This is a genomic window from Faecalispora sporosphaeroides DSM 1294 (assembly GCA_000383295.1).
Taxonomy (GTDB): Bacteria; Bacillota; Clostridia; order Oscillospirales; family Acutalibacteraceae; genus Faecalispora; species Faecalispora sporosphaeroides.
Genome location: KB911066.1, coordinates 452,002 through 472,260 on the forward strand (window position 1 = coordinate 452,002; position 20,259 = coordinate 472,260).

Annotated in this window: 22 protein-coding genes; 3 read left to right on the top strand and 19 right to left on the bottom strand. The window is 54.5% G+C overall.

Annotated elements, in window-relative coordinates; translation table 11 throughout:
* Nucleotides 1-13: 13 nt before the first annotated feature.
* The 4 genes from purE to G340_RS0102330 form a co-directional block, all read right to left on the bottom strand.
* Complete coding sequence (gene purE / locus G340_RS0102315; protein WP_027103822.1) at nt 14-520, bottom strand: 5-(carboxyamino)imidazole ribonucleotide mutase; 507 nt, start codon at nt 518-520, stop codon at nt 14-16.
* Nucleotides 521-946: 426 nt separating this feature from the next.
* Nucleotides 947-1,867, bottom strand: a complete 921-nt coding sequence (locus tag G340_RS0102320; RefSeq protein WP_020072044.1) for an SPFH domain-containing protein — start codon at nt 1,865-1,867, stop codon at nt 947-949.
* A gap of 33 nt (nt 1,868-1,900) precedes the next feature.
* Complete coding sequence (locus tag G340_RS0102325; RefSeq protein ID WP_020072045.1) at nt 1,901-2,338, bottom strand: NfeD family protein; 438 nt, start codon at nt 2,336-2,338, stop codon at nt 1,901-1,903.
* 201 nt (nt 2,339-2,539) lie between these two features.
* On the bottom strand, nt 2,540-3,535 hold the full coding sequence (locus G340_RS0102330) for a LysR family transcriptional regulator (protein WP_027103823.1): 996 nt from the start codon (nt 3,533-3,535) through the stop codon (nt 2,540-2,542).
* A 480-nt stretch (nt 3,536-4,015) separates the two neighbouring features.
* Between G340_RS0102330 and glsA the strand changes: the two genes are divergently transcribed.
* Both glsA and G340_RS0102340 read left to right on the top strand, forming a co-directional pair.
* Nucleotides 4,016-4,945: a glutaminase A gene (gene glsA / locus G340_RS0102335; protein ID WP_407635351.1), complete on the top strand. Its 930-nt coding sequence runs from the start codon at nt 4,016-4,018 to the stop codon at nt 4,943-4,945.
* Nucleotides 4,946-4,968: 23 nt separating this feature from the next.
* Nucleotides 4,969-6,435 (top strand): alanine/glycine:cation symporter family protein, encoded by a 1,467-nt coding sequence (locus tag G340_RS0102340; RefSeq protein WP_020072048.1) that lies wholly within the window; start codon nt 4,969-4,971, stop codon nt 6,433-6,435.
* 112 nt (nt 6,436-6,547) lie between these two features.
* Here G340_RS0102340 and G340_RS0102345 read toward each other — a convergent pair whose 3' ends face one another.
* From G340_RS0102345 to G340_RS0102420, 15 genes are all read right to left on the bottom strand, one after another.
* Nucleotides 6,548-7,384, bottom strand: a complete 837-nt coding sequence (locus tag G340_RS0102345; RefSeq protein WP_020072049.1) for a pyrroline-5-carboxylate reductase family protein — start codon at nt 7,382-7,384, stop codon at nt 6,548-6,550.
* 215 nt (nt 7,385-7,599) lie between these two features.
* Nucleotides 7,600-9,231 carry a chaperonin GroEL gene (gene groL / locus G340_RS0102350; protein ID WP_020072050.1) on the bottom strand — a complete coding sequence of 544 codons (1,632 nt, stop codon included), beginning with the start codon at nt 9,229-9,231 and terminating at the stop codon, nt 7,600-7,602.
* A 38-nt stretch (nt 9,232-9,269) separates the two neighbouring features.
* Nucleotides 9,270-9,554, bottom strand: a complete 285-nt coding sequence (locus G340_RS0102355; RefSeq protein WP_009065964.1) for a co-chaperone GroES — start codon at nt 9,552-9,554, stop codon at nt 9,270-9,272.
* 314 nt (nt 9,555-9,868) lie between these two features.
* Nucleotides 9,869-10,990, bottom strand: coding sequence for a THUMP domain-containing class I SAM-dependent RNA methyltransferase (locus G340_RS0102360; protein WP_020072051.1), 1,122 nt, complete (start codon nt 10,988-10,990; stop codon nt 9,869-9,871).
* Between the two features lie 106 nt (nt 10,991-11,096).
* Nucleotides 11,097-11,645, bottom strand: a complete 549-nt coding sequence (hpf, locus tag G340_RS0102365) for a ribosome hibernation-promoting factor, HPF/YfiA family (protein WP_020072052.1) — start codon at nt 11,643-11,645, stop codon at nt 11,097-11,099.
* A 119-nt stretch (nt 11,646-11,764) separates the two neighbouring features.
* Nucleotides 11,765-12,607 (bottom strand): fumarate hydratase, encoded by an 843-nt coding sequence (locus G340_RS0102370; protein ID WP_020072053.1) that lies wholly within the window; start codon nt 12,605-12,607, stop codon nt 11,765-11,767.
* A gap of 154 nt (nt 12,608-12,761) precedes the next feature.
* On the bottom strand, nt 12,762-13,916 hold the full coding sequence (locus tag G340_RS0102375) for an amidohydrolase (protein ID WP_020072054.1): 1,155 nt from the start codon (nt 13,914-13,916) through the stop codon (nt 12,762-12,764).
* A gap of 313 nt (nt 13,917-14,229) precedes the next feature.
* Nucleotides 14,230-14,718 (bottom strand): S1 RNA-binding domain-containing protein, encoded by a 489-nt coding sequence (locus tag G340_RS0102380; RefSeq protein WP_020072055.1) that lies wholly within the window; start codon nt 14,716-14,718, stop codon nt 14,230-14,232.
* 35 nt (nt 14,719-14,753) lie between these two features.
* The gene (locus G340_RS0102385; RefSeq protein ID WP_020072056.1) at nt 14,754-15,056 is read right to left on the bottom strand and encodes an FtsB family cell division protein; all 303 of its coding nucleotides are present in this window, start codon (nt 15,054-15,056) and stop codon (nt 14,754-14,756) included.
* A 66-nt stretch (nt 15,057-15,122) separates the two neighbouring features.
* Entirely contained in the window at nt 15,123-15,614 is a 492-nt protein-coding gene (yabQ, locus tag G340_RS0102390) for a spore cortex biosynthesis protein YabQ (protein ID WP_020072057.1), read from the bottom strand.
* Nucleotides 15,615-15,629: 15 nt separating this feature from the next.
* Nucleotides 15,630-15,926, bottom strand: a complete 297-nt coding sequence (gene yabP / locus G340_RS0102395) for a sporulation protein YabP (protein ID WP_020072058.1) — start codon at nt 15,924-15,926, stop codon at nt 15,630-15,632.
* Between the two features lie 194 nt (nt 15,927-16,120).
* Nucleotides 16,121-16,363 (bottom strand): RNA-binding S4 domain-containing protein, encoded by a 243-nt coding sequence (locus tag G340_RS0102400; RefSeq protein ID WP_020072059.1) that lies wholly within the window; start codon nt 16,361-16,363, stop codon nt 16,121-16,123.
* Nucleotides 16,364-16,533: 170 nt separating this feature from the next.
* Nucleotides 16,534-16,809, bottom strand: a complete 276-nt coding sequence (locus G340_RS0102410; RefSeq protein ID WP_027103825.1) for an HU family DNA-binding protein — start codon at nt 16,807-16,809, stop codon at nt 16,534-16,536.
* A 22-nt stretch (nt 16,810-16,831) separates the two neighbouring features.
* Nucleotides 16,832-17,656 carry a nucleoside triphosphate pyrophosphohydrolase gene (mazG, locus tag G340_RS0102415; protein WP_020072062.1) on the bottom strand — a complete coding sequence of 275 codons (825 nt, stop codon included), beginning with the start codon at nt 17,654-17,656 and terminating at the stop codon, nt 16,832-16,834.
* Between the two features lie 48 nt (nt 17,657-17,704).
* Nucleotides 17,705-19,453 carry a putative polysaccharide biosynthesis protein gene (locus G340_RS0102420; protein WP_020072063.1) on the bottom strand — a complete coding sequence of 583 codons (1,749 nt, stop codon included), beginning with the start codon at nt 19,451-19,453 and terminating at the stop codon, nt 17,705-17,707.
* A gap of 243 nt (nt 19,454-19,696) precedes the next feature.
* Between G340_RS0102420 and G340_RS0102425 the strand changes: the two genes are divergently transcribed.
* Nucleotides 19,697-20,200 carry a YfbM family protein gene (locus G340_RS0102425; RefSeq protein ID WP_020072064.1) on the top strand — a complete coding sequence of 168 codons (504 nt, stop codon included), beginning with the start codon at nt 19,697-19,699 and terminating at the stop codon, nt 20,198-20,200.
* Nucleotides 20,201-20,259 lie beyond the last annotated feature (59 nt).

A 20,259-nucleotide genomic window follows, 5' to 3' on the forward strand; every position in this document is an offset into this window, starting at 1 on the left:
CCCCATTTGGCGCTTACAGAGCCTTTACGGCCGACTGAATTGCCTCATCCTTCTTTTCAATTTCATCCGCCATTTTCTGCTTCATCTGCCCGAGCCGATCGGCCAGCGCTTCATCCGCAAGGGAAAGCATCTGAACCGCCAGCAGAGCCGCGTTGTCCGCCCCGTCGATCGCCACCGTGGCAACCGGAACGCCGCTGGGCATCTGCACGGTGGCGAGCAGCGCGTCAAGGCCGTCGAGAGTGGAACACTTGATCGGGATCCCGATGACCGGGAGCGTAGTGTGCGCCGCGAGCACTCCCGCCAAATGCGCCGCCTTGCCCGCAGCGGCGATGATAACGCCGAAGCCGTTCGCTCTGGCATTTTTTGCAAACTCCGCGGCCGCAAGCGGCGTTCTGTGAGCCGACATCACGTGCACCTCTGTCGGTACTTCATATGCTTTGAGCCGCTTAATCGCGGCGGATACAACCGCAAAATCACTGTCACTGCCCATAATAACCGCAACTTTTTTTCCGCTTGACATGAAACAGCACTCCTTTTTCAAATCATCATTTTGAAGTCTCAACTGCCGGAATTTCATCCGCCTCCTGAGAAACGAATTTTGCGCGACGCCGGATTTGACAAACAAAGCGGCGCACTGGTTTTGTTCCGCCCAAAATCAGAACGGGGCTGACCCGCCGGCGATTTTCACGCAGAACAAAAAGCAGACCGCACCCTTACAGGGTGCAGCCTGCCCATTTATTCAGGAACCCGGTTCCATCCGGCACATTTATCCAGACTGGCGAAAATCAACAGAACCGATCTCATGCCTTTCCCTCCGGTCTCTCCTGAATAATCCATCCCTTTCAGTTTAGGTTAAAAACACGTAAAATGCAATAGAAGCGGCTTCAAAAATCATATTTTCGTAAGGTTATCATGAGCTTTTCTCAGGAAGCACCGCCTATTTTGTCTATTTTGCGCGGTTCGGTTTTTCACCCTGCGGATCGTCTGTGAAGAACTCCTTCACAGAGGTTGCGAGACCGGCCAAACTTTGAATTTCGGACGGAATGATGATCTTTGTGGCCTTGCCGTCGGCGGCCTTCTGGAACGCCTCGAGGCTCTTGAGCGCGATGACGCGGTCGCTGGGAGCCGCGTCGTTCAAAAGCTTTAAGCTGTCGGCCAGGGCCTGCTGAACAGACATAATGGCCTGCGCCTCACCCTCGGCCTCCAGAATATGAGACTGCTTCTGCGCGTCGGCAGCCAGAATCGCCGCCTCCTTCTGGCCCTCGGCGATCAGAATTGCGCTGCGCTTCTGGCCTTCGGCGTCCAGAATAATGGCGCGGCGGTCGCGCTCGGCCTTCATCTGCTTCTCCATCGAATCCTGAATCGCGGGCGGCGGAAGAATGTTCTTGAGCTCCACGCGGTTGACCTTGATGCCCCAGGCATCGGTCGCTTCATCCAGCACGATGCGGATTTTACTGTTGATAACGTCGCGGGACGTCAGGGTGGTATCCAGCTCCAGCTCGCCGATGATGTTACGCAGCGTGGTGGCACTCAGGTTTTCAATCGCGGAGATGGGGCGCTCCACGCCGTAGGCGTACAGCTTCGGGTCCGTGATCTGAAAATACACAACGGTATCGATCTGCATCGTCACGTTATCTTTCGTAATAACGGGCTGCGGCGGAAAATCGATGACCTGCTCCTTGAGGGATACCTTTTTGGCAATCCGGTCAATAAAAGGCACTTTGACATGCAGACCGGTCTCCCAGGTTGCGTGGTAGGCTCCCAGCCGTTCCATAACGTAGGCATGCGCCTGCGGAACGATCTTGATATTCGTGATGATGACCACCACGACAATCAAAACCAGGGCCCATAGAATGATCCATCCCATAGTGAAACCTCCTGTTAAATAGAATACAGTTTTTTAAGATTCGGGCGCCACGATCAGCTTGACCCCTTCAATGCGCAGCACCAGAACATTATGTCCTGCCGGGATCACAGCGCCGCTGTCGGAACGGGCGGACCATACGCTGCCCATTACCGTCACCTGACCCTGGCCTTTTTCGTTATCGATTTCCGACATGACGATACCGACCTTGCCGACATAGCGGCCGGCGTTCGTTTCTTCTCGTTTGACCTTCAGCGCTTTTTTGATCAGCGGACGGGTCAGCGCCAGAGAAAGCGTTGTAACCACCGCAAACATCCCTGTCTGAATCCAGATCGGCGCACCAAAAAGATTCGCGATCAGCGCCGCAATGCCGCCGACCACCATCCAGATGGATACCAGCTGCACGGTCACGGCCTCCAGAATAGCCGCTCCGACAATCACCGCCAGCCACACAAAAGGATAATAAGCCTCCATCGTTTCGCACCTCCCGAACAGAATACTGACTGTATGACAATGCTATGACTTTAGTTTACCATAAATGCGCATTGAAATCAAATTTCAGTATTGATACCATTCGCAAATCGATGAAAAACAGTTTCCTTTTCTGTAAAAATTTAGCTTTTGCTCTTATTTGTTTTTTATACGTGCAAACGGATGAATCCTGCTGGTACCATTTTAATCTGCCCCCAGCCCGCTACGCACCGTTTGATTCTCTCGCATTTGCAGGCGGCGGTAGCTTTCCGTCACCTCGTCGATGAACTCCCGCTCGGCGTCTGAGAGCTTCCCGCCGCGCTTGGTCACGATGCCGAATACAATATGCTCCGAACAGTTCATCAGCGGAACCGAAACAACCCCGTACAGGGAATTCTGGCCCGAAAATTCCGAAATTCCAATCGTGAAAAAGCCGCCGGTCGAAATCAGATTCATCTGCTCGGCGCGGTCGCTGACATACACGATCCGGGAGGAATCGTTCAAATCCAAGTGAAGGTTTTCGGCGGTGATATGGTAGATAAAATCCTCGAACTGGCCTATGTATCTGACAAACCCGTAATTCTTCAGCTCCGAAATATCAATGCCGCTGCTGCCGTTGAGCAGCTCGTGATTGCTGGCCAGACACACATACGGCAGAAAGGTGGCCAACGGGTGAAACTCCAGCTCCTTATCGGAAAAAAGCTTCTGCATGATATTCGATTCCTGAGACGCAAAGTGGATCACCCCTACATTCGCGCCGCCGCTGATCACGTCGTCTATCACGTTCATCGTGGAGTCCTCGTTGAGCCGGTAGGAGTAATTCTCCAGATTCCAGTGTCGGCAGCATACCCGGTTAAAGCACTCCGCCGTATGTGAAAATTTCGTCATGGAAATGCTCATCACGCTTTTGCCGGCCTGTATCTCACTGCTGAACTGTCTCAGATTTTCAATTTCGCGCAGGATGACCTCACAGTGCTTCAAATACTTTTTCCCGTTCTTCGTGAGCACACAGCCCTGCTTTGTGCGCTGGAACAGCTCGAACCCCGCCTCCTCTTCCACCTCTTTGATGATGTGGCTCAGATGAGGCTGAGAAATGTACATCACCTTCGCCGCTTGATTGATCGACCCATAGGCCGCCACGGCCTGAAAGTATTTCAAATACTTGATCTCCAACAAAAGTTCCTCCTTTACAATCTGCATCTCAAGCATATGAAACAGAAAAATCGCCTTCTTCGTTCTACTTGAAACAAACCTCAAAACAAGATCGTCCGAAAGAGCATGGCTTCCCGTGCGGCGCCGGCACAGCCGGCGGTTGGTTGACGATTACCGCCCATTCGCACCGGAAGAGTGCGCCGCGGGACTTCCCCCGCAGCCTGAAAGCCATCCGGTTTTCAGGCTCATCGACGATATCGCAATTTCATATCTATCACATTTGGTAAAGTTTGTAAAGAGCCTGTTTTGGAGAAAACGATTTCCTTTTTGCCCTCTAAGGCAAGGGGCTCTTCCCGCTTTACAATGCATACCGCATGCCGCAAAACCATAGGTGCTCCCCTTATATGGATTTGCTATAGACATTATCCTCAAAGCGAATTACCTTTTTTTCCGTTTTCATGGTATTATAATGACATTCCATAAAAAACATCGCATTCAAGGGGTAATTCTATGATGATGCCACAAGACATTGACCTTATTTTACAGGAGGCTTTGCTCTACGGCAGAAGCTTTCTTTCCCGCGGTAAGGTTGCCGACTATATTCCCGAGCTGGCCAAGGCCGACCCCTCGCATCTGGGAATCTGCCTGATTCTGCCGGACGGCACTACCTGCCGCGCAGGCGACTGGAACGTTCCGTTTACAATGCAGAGCATCGCCAAAACCTTTTCGCTGATTCTGGCGCTTCAAACCGTCGGCTATGAAAAGGTATTCAGCAAGGTGGGAATGGAGCCTACCGGCGACTGCTTCGACAGCATCGTGCAGCTCGAATCCAAGCAGCTTCCCCCGTTTAATCCCATGATCAACGCCGGAGCAATCGTCACCGTAGGCTGCATCGATCTGCCCGATCCCTTCGAGGCGTTTCTGGATCTGGTGCGCCGCCTTTGCTTTCACGATGCCATCCGCCTGAACGAACAGGTTTACCTTTCTGAAAAGCACTCGGGGCTGCGCAACCGCTCGATCGCCTACCTGCTGCAAAGCGACCATATTCTGGAGGGCGACCCGGAGCAGATATTGGACCGGTACTTTCGGATGTGCTCGGTAGAGGTAACGACGGAGGATCTGGCCCGTTACGCGCTGATTCTGGCCAACGACGGCCTGGACCCCGTCACCGGCGGGCAAATGATAGACGAGTGGATCGTGCGCATTGTGAAAACGCTGATGCTGACCTGCGGCATGTACGACGAATCCGGTGAATTTGCGGTAAAGGCGGGAATCCCATCCAAAAGCGGAGTAGGAGGTGGAATTGTAGCGGCGGCGGAGCAAGGGATGGGAATCGCCACCTATGGCCCGGTTCTGAACAAGAAGGGAAACAGCATCGGCGGGATCCATATGCTGGAATACTTGTCCGGCAAACTGAACCTGCACTATTTTGCAAATAAGACTTGCACTTCGGTGTAAACAAAAGAAGGGGTAAAAAACATATGAGCGTATTCGCAGATCAACTGAACAGACTTCTCGACACGACAAACGGCTTTTTGTACGGCAGTATTCTATTGGTTTTACTGTTATTCAGCGGCGTTTACTTTTCCATTCGGACACGGGTCGTGCAGTTTAGAATGGCAAAGGAGGGAATTCGGCTGCTGTTTCAGGAAAGTGACAACAAAGAGGCCGTTTCGGGCTTTCAGGCCCTGATGGTTTCGTGCGCTTCCCGTTTGGGGGTAGGCAATATTACCGGCGTGGCCTCCGCTATTATTCTGGGCGGCCCCGGCGCCATTTTCTGGATGTGGATGACGGCGGCCCTTGGCGGCGCTTCCGCCTTTGTGGAAAGCACTCTGGCGCAGCTGTATAAGGTAAAAACGCCCGAGGGCGGTTTTCAGGGCGGCCCCTCGTACTATTTGGTGAAAATATTCAAACGCCGCTGGATCGGCGTTGTGTTCGCAATGTCTTTGATCATCACGTTTTCCTACGGCTTTCAGATGCTGCAGGCCAACGCGGTTACCGCCGCCTTTCAGCGGAACTTCGGCGATTCCACGGCGGTCTCTTACGGCGTTGCCATTTTCATGGCTCTGCTGACCGCTTACGGCGTATTTGGCGGCCAGAAGATCGTTGCAAAAATTTCAGAGGTGATTGTTCCGATCATGGCAATCGGCTTTTTGGTCGTCAGCCTTGCGGTTATTGCGCTGAACATCAAGAATCTGCCCCATGTGTTCTCACAGATTTTCTCGATGGCATTTGATTTCAAATCCATCTCCGGAGGATTTGCGGGCACCGCAATTTCGATCGGTCTGCGCCGCGGTCTGTATTCAAATGAAGCCGGTATGGGCAGCGCGCCGAACGCGGCGGGCACGGTGGACGACACCCACCCCGCAAAGCAGGGCTTGGTACAGATGCTGGCCGTTTTCATCGACACTCTGATTCTCTGCACCGCAACCGCTCTGCTGATCCTCTGCCCCGGCGTCTCTTGGGAAGGAAAGGACGGGGGCTACGCCATGCCTCTGGTGCAGGCCGCCGTACAGTCTCAGTTTGGCGACTTTGGCATTTGGTTTGTCTCTATTTCGGTTCTGTTCTTTGCGTTCGGAACCATCATCGGCAACATCTATTATATTGAAACCAACGTGTATTATATTTGGCACCGGGCTCCTTCCATGCTGTTCCGGCTGAGTATTGTGGCTGCCGTATTTGTCGGCTGCCTGATGAAAGCGGAGCTCGCCTGGAATCTGTCGGACTTTACCATGGCGATTATGGTTCTGCTCAATTTCCCCGCACTGATGATTCTGGCCAACACCGCCATCAAGGTCTTAAAGGATTACGAAGCGCAGAAAAAGCAGGGCAAAGAGAAAATCTATTTCTACGCGCCCAGCATCGGAATTCACGATACCGACTGCTGGAATGAAAACCGGGAATCCGAGCCGAAATCCGTTTCCGCCGAAACGGCAGTCAAGAAATAAACCGGCACTGGATTTTTGGAATGAACCTGCTCATCCCTCTCTTATGATCCATAGAATTTTGGAAGGCAGCAAGAGCCCTTTGGGGCCCTTGCTGCCTTCCCTCCAATTCAGTCTAATCTTGAAGTCCGGAAAGGATTGATCGTTGGATTTCTTTTGAAATCTGTTTGGTTCGGCTTACTCCAGCACGCAGGGCAGCATCAAAGGAAGCCCCGCTGCACAGGCTATTGATAATTGCTTCTGTAACGCCCCCCTTTGTGACCATTTTTTCAATATATTGATTCTGCTCCTTTTGTGTTTGAAAGTGTGGTAACACACTGACAGCCCATTGATAAAGCTCTGAAAAAAGAGGATATTCGTCCGCGATTTCGTAAATCGCCTTTTGCGCCTCATCCCGATGACCTGCTTTTAAGATTGCTGCTGGCATACAGACTCCAGCAGTAAAAACATCCAGATCATTTTCACTCTTCGACCGGATATGTGTTAGATTCATGCAGCGCAACAGCAGCTTCAAATCCTCGTGCTCTGGGAACATAGATGCTACACCACTCTCCTGTTCTATGGTGTCCGGCCCGCTAAACATCATTCGACACACCGGTGCATTCAATGCGGTATTGATTAATGAAATGGGAACGCCCGCCATACAAGAAACAATCAGTCCTTTTCCCGGTACCATTGTTTTTTTCAGCTCCGGGAGATCCTGAGGTCTTATTGTGATTAAAATAATGCCCGCGTTTTGAAATATTTCTTGATTTGTCTTAAGATTTTGGGCCAGTCCCAATGCTTGTAACCTACTTTGAGTCTTTGGATTTCCCCTACTGGAAAGAAAAAGGGTTTCTCTTTTCAGTCCGTTCTTTATGAGTGACAGGGCAATTGATTGCCCCAAATGACCGCAACCAACAATTCCAACTTTGCGATCGTTAAGAAATTCAATTTTATCTTTTTTTATCATGCACAATGCTCTCTTTCAGTTTTTCCGCACCAGCAATATAAGCATAAAAGACTTTCAAAAACACCCGATTGTAAGCTTATTCTATATCAAAAGAAACAGATTGTCTGCCCAGCAGCGAAAGTCTTTTTTGTATTTCAGGTACCTTCACAACAGCCTTCTTTACAATGAAACAGGGTGATACCTTTTGGTATCACCCTGTTTACGGAGAATATTTATTAATACATGCCGCCCATGCCGCCGTCTGCGGGCATTGCGGGAGCAGCCGCCGGTTCTTTCTTATCGGCAACCAGAGATTCGGTGGTCAGAATCATGGCCGCGATGGAAGCGGCGTTCTGCAGAGCGGAACGGGATACCTTGGTAGGATCGACAATTCCTGCATTAATCATGTCGCCGTACTCCTGGGTCAGCGCGTTAAAGCCGTAACCAACCTTGTTATCCTTCTTCAGGTTCTCTACGATGACAGAACCTTCGAGGCCGGCATTCACAGCGATCTGACGCACGGGCTCTTCCAGAGCCTTCAGAACGATCTGCACGCCGGTTTTTTCGTCGCCGTCCGTGCTTTCCAGCAGCTTTTCCACCGCGGGGATCGCGTTGATGAACGCAACACCGCCGCCGGCCACGATGCCCTCTTCCACGGCAGCCTTGGTCGCCGCCAGAGCATCTTCAATGCGCAGCTTCTTCTCTTTCATTTCCACTTCGGTAGCGGCGCCGACCTTGATGACGGCAACACCGCCGGCCAGCTTCGCCAGGCGCTCCTGCAGCTTCTCACGGTCGAAGTCGGAGGTAGTGGTCTCGAGCTGAGCGCGGATCTGGGCGACTCTGTCCTTGATCTCTTCGGACTTGCCTGCGCCGTCCACAATGATGGTGTTCTCTTTGTCCACCTTCACCTGGCGGGCACGGCCGAGCTGGTCGATCGTGGTGTCCTTCAGCTCCAGGCCGAGCTCCTCGGAGATTACCTGGCCGCCGGTGAGAACAGCGATATCGCGCAGCATTTCTTTTCTTCTGTCACCAAAGCCGGGAGCCTTCACGCCAACGCAGGTAAAGGTGCCGCGCAGCTTGTTGAGGATCAGGGTGGTCAGCGCCTCGCCCTCAATATCCTCGGCGATTATCACAAGCTTCTTACCGGACTGTACGATGCTCTCGAGCAGGGGCAGAATCTCCTGAATGTTGGAAATCTTCTTATCGGTAATGAGGATATAGGCGTCGTCGATTACGGCCTCCATCTTATTGGTGTCGGTTACCATATAGGGGGTGATATAGCCGCGGTCAAACTGCATGCCCTCGACAACCTCGGAGTATGTCTCGGCAGTCTTGGATTCTTCCACAGTGATTACGCCGTCGGAGCTGACCTTTTCCATCGCTTCCGCGATCAGCTTGCCGATGAATTCATCCGCGGAGGAAACGGTAGCGACTCTCGCGATATCGTCGGAGCCGGAAACCTTTTTGGAATTGTCAATGATCGCTTTCACAGCGGCGTCAACCGCCTTCTGCATTCCCTTGCGCAGGATCATGGGGTTAGCGCCGGCCGCCAGATTCTTCATACCCTCGCGAACCAGAGCCTGTGCCAGCAGGGTAGCGGTGGTGGTACCGTCGCCGGCCACGTCGTTGGTTTTGATCGCGACCTCTTTGACAAGCTGTGCGCCCATGTTCTCGAACGCGTCTTCCAGCTCAATCTCTTTTGCGATGGTCACGCCGTCGTTGGTGATCAGCGGAGCGCCGAACTTTTTATCGAGCACCACGTTGCGGCCTTTCGGGCCCAAGGTAATTTTAACGGTATCTGCCAACTGGTTTACGCCGCTCATCAGAGCTTTTCTGGCTTCCACGTCGAAAATAATCTGCTTTGCCATACTGCATTCCTCCTAAATTTCTGAATCAAAATGAAAAATCATTCCACAACAGCAAGAATATCCGACTGCCGTACAATGGTGTACTCTTCGCCGTCGATCTTCACTTCTGTTCCGGCATACTTGCTGCTGATAACCTTATCGCCCACCTTTACGTACATGGTAACCTCTTTGCCGTCTACCATACCGCCGGGGCCGACCGCGATAACGGACGCGATCTGGGGCTTTTCTTTTGCGGAACCGGCCAGCAGGATACCGCTCTTTGTGGTTTCCTCCGCCTCTTCCATTTTAATCAGAACTCTGTCGGAAAGTGGTTTGATCGTCATTTCCTATTTCCTCCTTATAAAAAATCAAATGATTGGTTTGGTTTAGCACTCAATATCCCCGAGTGCTAAGACTTATTTTAGCCGCTGTCCACATAAAAATCAAGAGGTTTTTTCCTAAAATACGGAATTTCACAATTTTTTTACAATTGCACGTTCTCAAGAAAAATCCGGGAACCCGCCGTGGATTCCCGGAAGTAGTCTTTCCTGAATTTTACATTTTATCAAAAGTATATCCGCGCCAAAAGCCTCTGCTTTCTCCTCCGATTGTCCAAAGAGAAACGCACTGCCGCCGCGCAGGGCCGCCAATTCTGTGATTACGCTTTAAAATAGCTGTACAGCTGGCATTTGATCATTCCGTTATACAGCTTGCGGCGCTTGTCCGCGGGGCGGCCGAAGCAGCTTTCAAACGTTTCGTCGGGGCTGATGATGTGGTAGCTCCAGCCGCGTTTGGGAACGAAGCGCTGCCCCATGGCCGTGTACAGCTCCTCCGCCTGGCTCAGGTCGAGCAGGCGCTCACCGTAGGGCGGGTTGCAGATCACGCAGCCGCGCTCACCCTCCTCCGCAAAGTCACGGATATCGCGCTTCTCCGCCCGGATGTGAGCAATGACGCCGGCCTTTTTCGCGTTTTCCAGCGTCAGGGCAACGGCCGCGCCGTCGATGTCGTAGCCGGTGGCGAGGAAGGTGCTGTCACGCCGAACCAGATCCTGCGCGCGCTCCCGCTCGCGTACCCACACGCTTTCGTCGACCCCCTTCCAGCTTTGCGCCGCAAAGCGCCGCTGCAGGCCGGGGGCAATGTTCATCGCGAGCAGCGCCGATTCGATGAGAATCGTTCCGGAGCCGCAGAACGGGTCGTATACGTGGGAATCCGGCCAGAGGCGGGCCAGCTTCGCCATCGACGCGGCCAGCGTTTCCTTAATCGGGGCCTCCGCCGCGTTGGGGCGGTAGCCGCGCTTGTGCAGTCCCACGCCGCTGGTGTCGAGCATCACGCTGACGGTGTCTTTTAAGATCAGAAACTGCACCTGATACATGTCGCCGGATTCCTCGAACCAGGGGATGCGGTATTTCATCTTCAGGCGCTCCACAATGGCCTTTTTGATGATGGACTGGCAGTCCGGAACGCTGGAAAGCTGAGAGCTGAGCGAGCGGCCTTTGACCGGGAACTTATCCAGCTTACCGATCCACTGCTCCCAGGGCAGTGCCTTTACCCCCTGAAACAGCTGTTCAAAAGTGACCGCACGGAACGTGCCGAGCAGCACGAGCACCCGCTCGCTGTAGCGGGAGCAGAGATTCGCGCGCGCCAGCATTTCTTCGCTGCCCGCGAACACCACGCGGCCGTTCTGGGGCTCTACCTGCTGCGCGCCCATATCGCGCAGTTCTTCCGCCACCAGGCCTTCTACGCCCAGCACGCAGGGGCATACCAGTTGAAATTGATCCATTGTGTTTCTCTCCGTATCTGAAAAATAGCGGGCAAAAATGTTTTGTTTTACCCGGGAAATAAAACGGGGGCCGCGTCAGACTGCGGCCCCCGCTGACTACTCTGTATTATTCCGCGTCCGGCTCCAATAAACCGTAATCGCCGTTTTTGCGCTGATAAACTACGTTGATCTCACCTGTGGCGCCGTTGCGGAACATATAAAACTGGTGCCCCAGCAGGTTCATCTGCAGAATTGCTTCTTCAATGGTAAGGGGTTTCACCGGGAAATGCTTGGTGCGCACAATCCGATATTCCTCTTCTTCGGCAACCTCGGCAGGCTCGGCCTCTTCCGGTACCTCCGCTACGAGCTGATCCAGCGCCGCGGAATGAATCTGCTTGTCCAGGCGGGTCTTGTTCTTGCGGATCTGCCGGCCCAAAGCGCTGATGACCTGATCCAGCGCGTCGTTCATTTCAAAATCGGTAGCCTCCGCACGATAAATCATGCCCTTGCTCCGGATTGTGATTTCAACCGTCTGGCGGTTGCGCTCCAGCGTGACCACCACATGAGCGTCCGCGTCCGCATCGAAGATCTTATCAAAACGGGAAAGCTTTTTGGTTGCCAGATTCTTGAAGTGATCTTTCAGTGTGACCTTACGTCCAATAATTGTGATATTCATGTACGCATCTCCTTTGCAAATGGAAATCGCAGAGTTTTCGGAACAAATTCCTGAAAATTCACCCGAACCCTCTGGGAGTATTATAACATAAATACCGAAAAAATAGAAGTAGTTCGATCTTAAATGATCATTTTTTTATGCCGGGTCACATGGCAGCCGACATTGACCGCAACGGGCAGGCCGGCAATGTGTGTTGCGTAGGTCTCGATATTCACGGCCAGCGCGGTCACATCGCCGCCAAAGCCCTGCGGGCCGACGTTCAGCCCGTTGACCGCGCGGAGCATATCCTGCTCAAGCCGGCGGTAAAACGGGTCGGGGTTCGGCTCATCCAGCGGGCGGCACAGCGCCTTTTTGGCCAGCTGCGCACACAGCTCGAAATCGCCGCCGATCCCGACGCCCAGCACGACGGGCGGACAGGGATTGCCTCCCGCGAGGCGGACGGTCTCCGTGACAAAATCGATCATCTGCTGCGGCCCGGCCGCCGGGGTCATCATGTTCAGGCGGCTCATGTTCTCGCTGCCAAAGCCCTTGGGGCAGGCGGTCAGCGTCACACGGTCGCCGGGCACAATGCGGGTGTGCAACACGGCAGGGGTATTATCCTCCGTATTCACGCGGCGCAGCGGATCGCCCACCACGGAGCAGCGGAGCAGGCCCTCCACATAGCCGCGGCGCACGCCCTCGTTCACAGCGTCCTCAAACGAGCCGCCGGTGAGGTGCACCTCCTGCCCGATCTCCGCAAACACAACCGCCATGCCGGTATCCTGGCAGATGGGCAGGTTCAGCCGCCGCGCGGCGTCCAGATTTTCACACAAATCCTCCAAAATCGATTTTCCCAGAGGATTGCTCTCCTGCTGCACCGAGCAGCGGATGCAGCTCTCCAGATCGCCGGACAGCTCGCGGTTCGCCTCAATAAACATTTGGCGCAGCCCGTCGCTGATCAGGGAAACGGAAACCTCTCTCATACTTCACACTCCTTTTTCTCTGCGCCGCACGGGGGGCGGATCGAACACTCTCATCCGCGTGCCGAACGGCGGAAATGCATTTCGCGCTCCCTCCGCAGGCGGAGAGAAGAATGAAAAGCAACGTCTTTTTTACCGGCTTGGTGAAAGCCCGGGATCAAAATACCCGCCGGCCGGATACGAACACCATTTCCGGCTTAGTGCTGATCTGCAGCGGGTCGGCGCGGAACAGGGAGAAATCGGCGTCCTTGCCCGGCTCCAGAGAGCCGACGCGGTTATCGATGTGGCAGATGCGCGCGGGGTTGATCGTGATCGCGCGCAGCGCTTCTTCCCGCTCGAGCCCTTCGCGCACCGCGAGCGCGGCGGACAGCGGCAGGTACTGTATCGGAACGACAGGGTGATCCGTGACAATCGCAATGCGAATGCCCTGCTTTTGGAGGATGCCGGGGCATGCCGGCGTCAGATTTTTCAGCTCGGGCTTGGAACGATCGCACAAGATAGGGCCGGAAAACACCGGCACATTCTCCTCCGCCAGATCGTCGGCAATCAGGTAGCCGTCCGTTCCGTGAATGATCACGTAATCGAGATCGAATTCGCGCCCCAAGCGCATGGCGGTAAAAATATCGTCGGCCCGGTGCGCGTGAAAATGCACCTGCAGCTCACGCCGCAGCACCGGGATGAGCGCTTCGCATTTGATGTCGTACTCCGGCGGATCGATGTCCTCATCCTTGCGCGAAAGCTCCAGATCCGTGAGGTAGCGCCGGGTCTTGTACAGCTCCTCGCGGATGAGGGCCGCCGTGGCCATGCGGGTGGAGGGCGTTTGACTTTTGCCGTGGTACGTGGATTTTGGGTTTTCCCCCAGCGCCATTTTCATCGCCACAGGCTCTTTGATAACCATATTGTCAACCCGCCGACCCGCCGTTTTAACCGCGGCCAGCTGCCCGCCGATGGGATTCGCGCTGCCCGGGCCGGTGACGACCGTGGTCACGCCCGCGGCGCATGCCTCCTCAAAACAGCGGTCGAGAGGGTTCACGGCGTCGATGCCGCGCATCTGCGGCGTGACGGGGTCGGTATCCTCATTGCCGTCGTCGCCCTCAAAGGTCAGGCCGTCCTCCCACATGCCAAGGTGGGTGTGGGCGTCCACAAAGCCGGGGTAGAGGGAGGCGCCGCCGGCATCGATCACCTCTTCCCCCGCGGCACCGGGCGCGGGCATGGGGCCCACCGCGGCGATCTTGCCGTCTCGCACAAGCAGGTAACCGTTCGGGATCGGGTCGCCCGCCATCGTATAAATCATTGCATTTTGTATCAGCATGTGTTACCTCCAAAAATGGACAGACGCCCGGAAAGCGCCGGGCTTGTCTGTAAATTGATATTGATGGATATTAAAAGAGCAGGGGCGGCCAGGGCGACGCGGCGATCATAACGCGCGTACCGCATGGATTCCGGGCATTGGAACGGGGCCGCCCCGCTTTATATGGAGCAAACTCAAAGCGGAATCGCTTTGAAGCGCACGGGAAACCGCCGCCGTTTCTCATCCATTCGCACCGGAAAGTCGCGCTGCGGTATCGTCAATCAGCCCCTGAAAGTATTGCACAAAAAAGCGGAGTGTAACCACTCCGCCTGCTCTATTTGGATGAGCCGCCGTGCTTGGTAAAGCCGCCGCGCTTGGAATCAATGCACCTTTTGAGGTCGGACATTTTTTCATCGCTGGACTGCTTGAACCGAGACATCATTTCCTCAAAGCTGGACGCTTCGGGTTTCTTGCTCGCCTGCCACTCGTAGCTGCCCGGCCGGCCTGCGGAACGAGGTCCGGAAGGACGTGGCCCGGAAGAACGCGGCGCAAAGTGACGCGTGGCGGGGCCGTTGTCACGAGGCGGCGGCGGAACAGCCTTTTTCATGGAAAGGCTCACCTTGCCATCATCGCTGATGCTCAGCACCTTCACCTTGACCATCTGATTTTCCGTTACATAGTCGCGGATTTCCTTCACGAAGGTCGGAGCTACCTCGGAAATATGAACCATCCCGGTCTTGCCCTCGGGAAGCTCTACAAAAGCGCCGAACTTTGTAATTCCAGTAACCTTTCCCTCAAGAATTGTCCCTACCTCAAGTTGCATACAGTAATAATATCCTCCTCTTAAATTCAGAGCCTTTAATTCCCCGCAATATTTACAAAAACACGTTCGCCGGGTTTGGCATAATCAAGCCCCTCCCGCACAACGCGCTCTATGTACTCGTCACTGACGCCGCTGCCGGAGGACAAGCTGTGTTTTAAGTCCTCGTTTTTGATCTCCTGAATTTTGATCTGCTGCTTTAAATCGGCCAGCTGCCGCTTCTTTTCACTGATCTGCATCTGCTGGTTCACAAGGGCGACCGCCGCGTAAACCGCAAATACCAGGATGGCAAACCGCAGCAAAAAGCTCTTTTTTTCTTTTTTTGCTTTCAGCACCCTCATAAATTCAAACAGCCCCCCTCTTTGCAGTCCGCTGTCATCGGGCAAATTCAGAATCTATATAGTTGATTATACACTATCTGACGGGGAGGTTTCAAGCGATTTTTTTCTTTTCTTCCGAAATTTTAAGGGTTTTGTTGTGACTTTCGCGATTTTGACGCAGACAGCACGCACCCCGCGAAAGATCCGGCGGAACAAACGCCCGATCGGCCGGAGGATCCAGCGCAGTAGAAAGCGCTTGATCGCCGTTAAAATCCACAGCAGAAGCTTCGCCAAACGGAAGGTGATTTCGCCGAGGGTAAGAAAGTAAACGCACATGCCGATGGCCTCGCCCGCCAGCAGATAAAACCGAACCTCTCCCCAATTCACCGCGAGGGCCAGAAGAAAGCTGGCCACGGCCGCGACAAAGCAGACAAAGATATCCTGCCAGATCACCTGGTGCTTTTCACTGCGGGCAAACACCCGAAAAATGCGAAACACATCGTAAAACGCGCCGAGCGCGAACCCAACCGCCAGAGCCATCAAAAAGCCCTGGCCCTGCTCCTCCAGAGTAAGACCCAAAGCGCCATCACCCCGCTATCGGAACATCTTGGAGAACACACCGCCCCCACTGCTCGGTTTTTGATCGGTATAGGTAACGGAATAGATTTCCCCCGTGATCGTCAGCTCGCCGGTTTCGGTATTGAGCTTGCCGATCTGCAGGTTCCGGCCGCGGATGACGATTTCGCCAAGGTCGGTATACGCCACCACCGTCTGGTCGTCGAAGCTGTCTACATTCGAGACTCCTGTTGCCGTAAGCGTCTTTCTGTTATCCACAATCAGGCTGTGCGGCACGCGCACCGTTTTGGCTGCTGGTTTCTTTTCTTCCGCCATGATCGTACCCTCCCGACAGTATAGTATGTCACAATTCCGCTTTTCCCGGGGCTTCCCGCCCGCGGCAAGGGCGAGGGATCCGGCGCAAAAGAGGATTGGGCCACAGCCGCTTCTCTCCCAAACCAATCCGGTTTTTCAGGGGAAGCGGCTATACTACATATATGCTGGCGCAAAGGGACATATTCTGGCTCAGTTCAGGAAACCGCCTCGTACATTTCGGACGCTTCCCCCTTGGGGGCGTATTCGCTCACCCGCACCACACGCACTTTCAGGCTGCGCGCGCCGAGCTGCAGCTCCAGCACGTCGCCCTCCTTCACCTCGTAAGAGGCGCGGGCAGCCTTGCCGTTTACCGTCACCCGCCCGGCGTCGCACGCTTCGTTCGCAACGGTGCGCCGCTTGATCAGGCGGGACACCTTCAAATATTTATCCAATCTCATGAGACAAATTTTCTCCTTTTCCATCTACCGCAGGGCCATTGAAGCCGGGGCCGCCGTTTCTTCCGCCCGCGGCGCAAAAAGACGCGCTCCAACAGACCCCGCCGCCGGTAACACAAAAGGCCACGGCAAACGCAAAACGCCTGTCCGCAGCCTTCAATATCGAAAACAATTTATTTGTCGGTAGCATCCTTAAATGCCTTGCCGGCCTTGAACGCCGGAATTTTAGACGCGGGGATTGTGATGGGAGAATTGGTTCTGGGGTCGCGGCCCTGTCTTTCGTTGCGGGAACGAACCTCGAAAGTGCCGAAGCCAACCAACTGAACTTTCTCCTCCTTCGCAACGGTCTCGATGATCACATCGATCACTGCGTTCACTGCGCTGTCGGCGTCTTTCTTGGAAATAGCGGCTTTCTCTGCCACTGCAGAAATCAATTCTGTTTTGTTCATAAGATTTGTTACCTCCAAAATTTTATTTTTCAGTCTGGTTTTCCAGCTGGGGAATGGTACGCTGTTTTACTTCATCCCAAAGCCTGTCCAACTCTTCAGGCGACAAAGCGTCCAGCCGCTGTCCCCTTTCCTTTGCCAACTCCTCCGCCGCGGTAAAACGCGCGATGAATTTGTTGCAGGAAACAGTCAGCGCCTGCTCCGGTTCCGTTTTCAGGTGCCGGGCCGCATTTACCACCGAAAACAAAAGGTCTCCGACCTCCTGCCGGCAGTCCTGCGCATTACCCTTCCGGATCGCCTCCTTCAGTTCCGCGGTTTCTTCCTCCACCTTTTGCAGCGTCTGCCAGACATCGGCAAAGTCATACCCCGATTTTGCCGCTTTCTGCTGCACCTTGGCGCTGCGCATCAGCGCCGGCAGTGCGGGCGAAACGCTTTCCAACACCTGAGCCTGAGTGGACTGGTGCTTGGTGCTTTTTTTGATGGCATCCCAGTTTTTGAGAACCTCCGCGGAATCCTGAACGTGGACATCCCCAAACACGTGGGGATGCCGAACAATCAGCTTTTTACAGATGCCGTCGGCAACCTGGTCAAAATCGAACCTGCCTGCCTCAGCTTCCAAATCTGCATGGAACACTACCTGAAGCAGCACATCACCCAGTTCTTCCTTTAGAAGCTCCGTATCCTCGGTGTCGATGGCCTCGACCGCCTCATACGTTTCTTCAATCAGGCAGGCGCGGATGCTGTGATGTGTCTGCTCCCGGTCCCAGGGGCATCCCCCGGGCGAACGGAGAATTCTGACGATTTGCAGCAGGTCCTCAATCGTATAAGTTTCTTTTCTTTGAAAATCCAACCTGACAGGTCCTTTCCTGGAATATAGCCGGCGAAAACTAGTACTATATTACCTTATCCATCCATGTTTTTCAAGTATTTTTGCAATTTTTTGCCCGTTCGGGAGCATCAAAATGTCATCGCGACAAATTGCGCGCAAACACAGCAGCGAAAGCGAATAAACCAGCACCGCCGCGCCCACTCCGCCCAGGGTAGAGAGATTCTCTGTAAGAACATGCGAAAGAAGACCGCGGGCCGACCACGCGGCGGCGCAGCACAGGATCGACGCGATGAGCGGCTTGCCGAAAATCGAGAGAAAATCCGGCAGGATTCCGGTCTCGCGGCACAGGCAGGTCAGCGCCGCCACCGTGAGGAAGAAATAGCAGGCCAGCGTGCCCGCGCCGGCGCCCAGCACATTGATTTGGGGGATTCCCACCAGAAAATAATTGAGCGCCACCTTGATCGTGAGCCCGACCGCCAGAAGCTTTACGGGCAGATCGACCCGGCCGACCGCCTGCAGCATGCTGTTGACCGGTGTGCTGAACGACGCGAAAATCGCGCCGACCCCCATGATGACCAGAACATGGGAGGTAATGGGCAAAGAGGGGCGCGCACCGAACACCAGGCGCGCCACCGGCCCGGCCATTACGGCAAGGCCCATGCCTGCGGGGATGCTGAACAGTGCGGTGACCCGCAGAACCGCCTCCATGCTCTTTTTCAGGTGCGTTTTCTCCCCGCGCGTATACGCGGCGGTCACGTTGGGCAGCGCGCTGATGCCAAACGCCTGCGTGACGGCCGGCACCAGCATGAACAGCGTGAGCGCCATGGAGAAGCAGCCGAACAGAAAATTCGGGACGGTATGTGCTTCTATATTGATTTGTGGTATCATTCCCTGATACATGGAAAGTAATACCTGCGGATTTTGCTCCATGACATTGTGTATCCGGGTCTGCAAAAAGGTGGTGTCCACCATGGCGGCCACATTGACCGCCATGGCCCCCACACCGATGGGAACCGCCGTTCTCACCAGGCGGGATACCGTTTTGCGCATGCTGCGCGGCGGCGGGGAATTTTTCAGGTTCTCTTCCGTAATGCCGTCGCCGAGCAGTCTGTGGCGGCAGAACAGGAACAGAAAGCTCAACGCCGAGCCGACCGTCACGCCAAGGATCGCGCCCGCGGCGGCGTAGGGCAGCACCGCGCTCCTCGCGTAATCGCGCGAAGCGGCGGCCACACCGAACACCGTGCCAAGGGCCTCGTATTCCTTCATTCCCCGATGCAGGATCAGGCAAGCGGCGGAAAGCCCGACCGTCAGCTTGCTCAGCGCTTCGATGATTTCCGAAATTGCGGTGGGATACATATTCCGCAGACCTTCATAGTATCCCCGATAAATGGCGGTTAAACAGCTGAACAAAATCGCCGGAGCCAGCGTGTACAGCGCGGGCAGGGCGCTTTCGTTGCCGATGATCCTCGCGTAGGCGGCCGCACCGAACACCATCAGCGCGAAGCCAACCGTTCCGGTGCCGATAAAGATCGGGGCCGACGCGCGGTGGATGCGCCGGATATCCCGGTAAGCGCCGCGGGTGCAGCTTTCAGAAACGAGGCGCGAAATCGCGATTGGGAACCCGGCCGTAGCCAGGCTGTAAATCGGCCCGTAAAAATTATAGGCCGTGTTGAAATATCCCAAGCCATCCTCGGTGATGACCCAGGTCAGCGGCACCTTGAACAGGGCGCCGATCAGTTTTACGATTAAAACGCTTGCGGTCAGAATCAAAGCGCCGTGTAAAAAGCTCTGGCTCTTCCTGCGGGAAGCTTTCGCCATAGTAGCACATCCATTCCCCAAAAATCCCGTTCGGGCGTTTGCCCTCTCTTTGGAATTTATATTAACCCCGAGGATCGGTTATGCCCGCAGAAAGAACGGCGGCGGTCTGTTCCGCCCGTTCTGACCCCAAATCGGGCGGCCGTCGCGCGCTTATTTTTCTTCAGGAACTTCCGATATACAGAGTGAGCGGAAACAACACGGAAAAATTTCATTTGAAACCTGTATACGGAAAGGAAGATTGGAATGGGTATGACGGTTTGCTACACACAGGCAAATTCCTCCCTGCTGAACACACTGCAAGTAGCGGGTGACCCGGAGGAAATACTGGAACAACTGGAGGCTCTGGGAGAAGAAGCGGAAAGCTGCTATCTGGATAAAATGTGGGACGGCCTTCACTGCTTTTTGACCGGCGCTTCCGCCGGCACCCCGACGGAAAACGATCCGCTCAGCGAAGCGGTACTGGGCAAGGGACACTTTTTCGAGGACGAGGAATCGGACTACATGGCATACCTGATGCCGGAGGACGTAAAAAAATCGGCCAAGGCGCTGGACGCGGTTGATCTTGAGCGGAGAAAGGCCGCTTTTTCACCCAAGGACTTTCAGGAAAAAGAAATCTACCCTGCCATTTGGCTGGAAGATGACCGCGACAGCCTGCTGGAGGAGCTGGTTGAGAATTTTAACGCCTTAAAGGAATTCTACCGTGCGGCCGATGATAGCGGCAAGGGGATCCTTATCAGCATCTATTAACCGGAACCCCGCAAAGGCAACACCGGCAAAAAAAGCAGACTCCGCTTCCCGTTCAACGG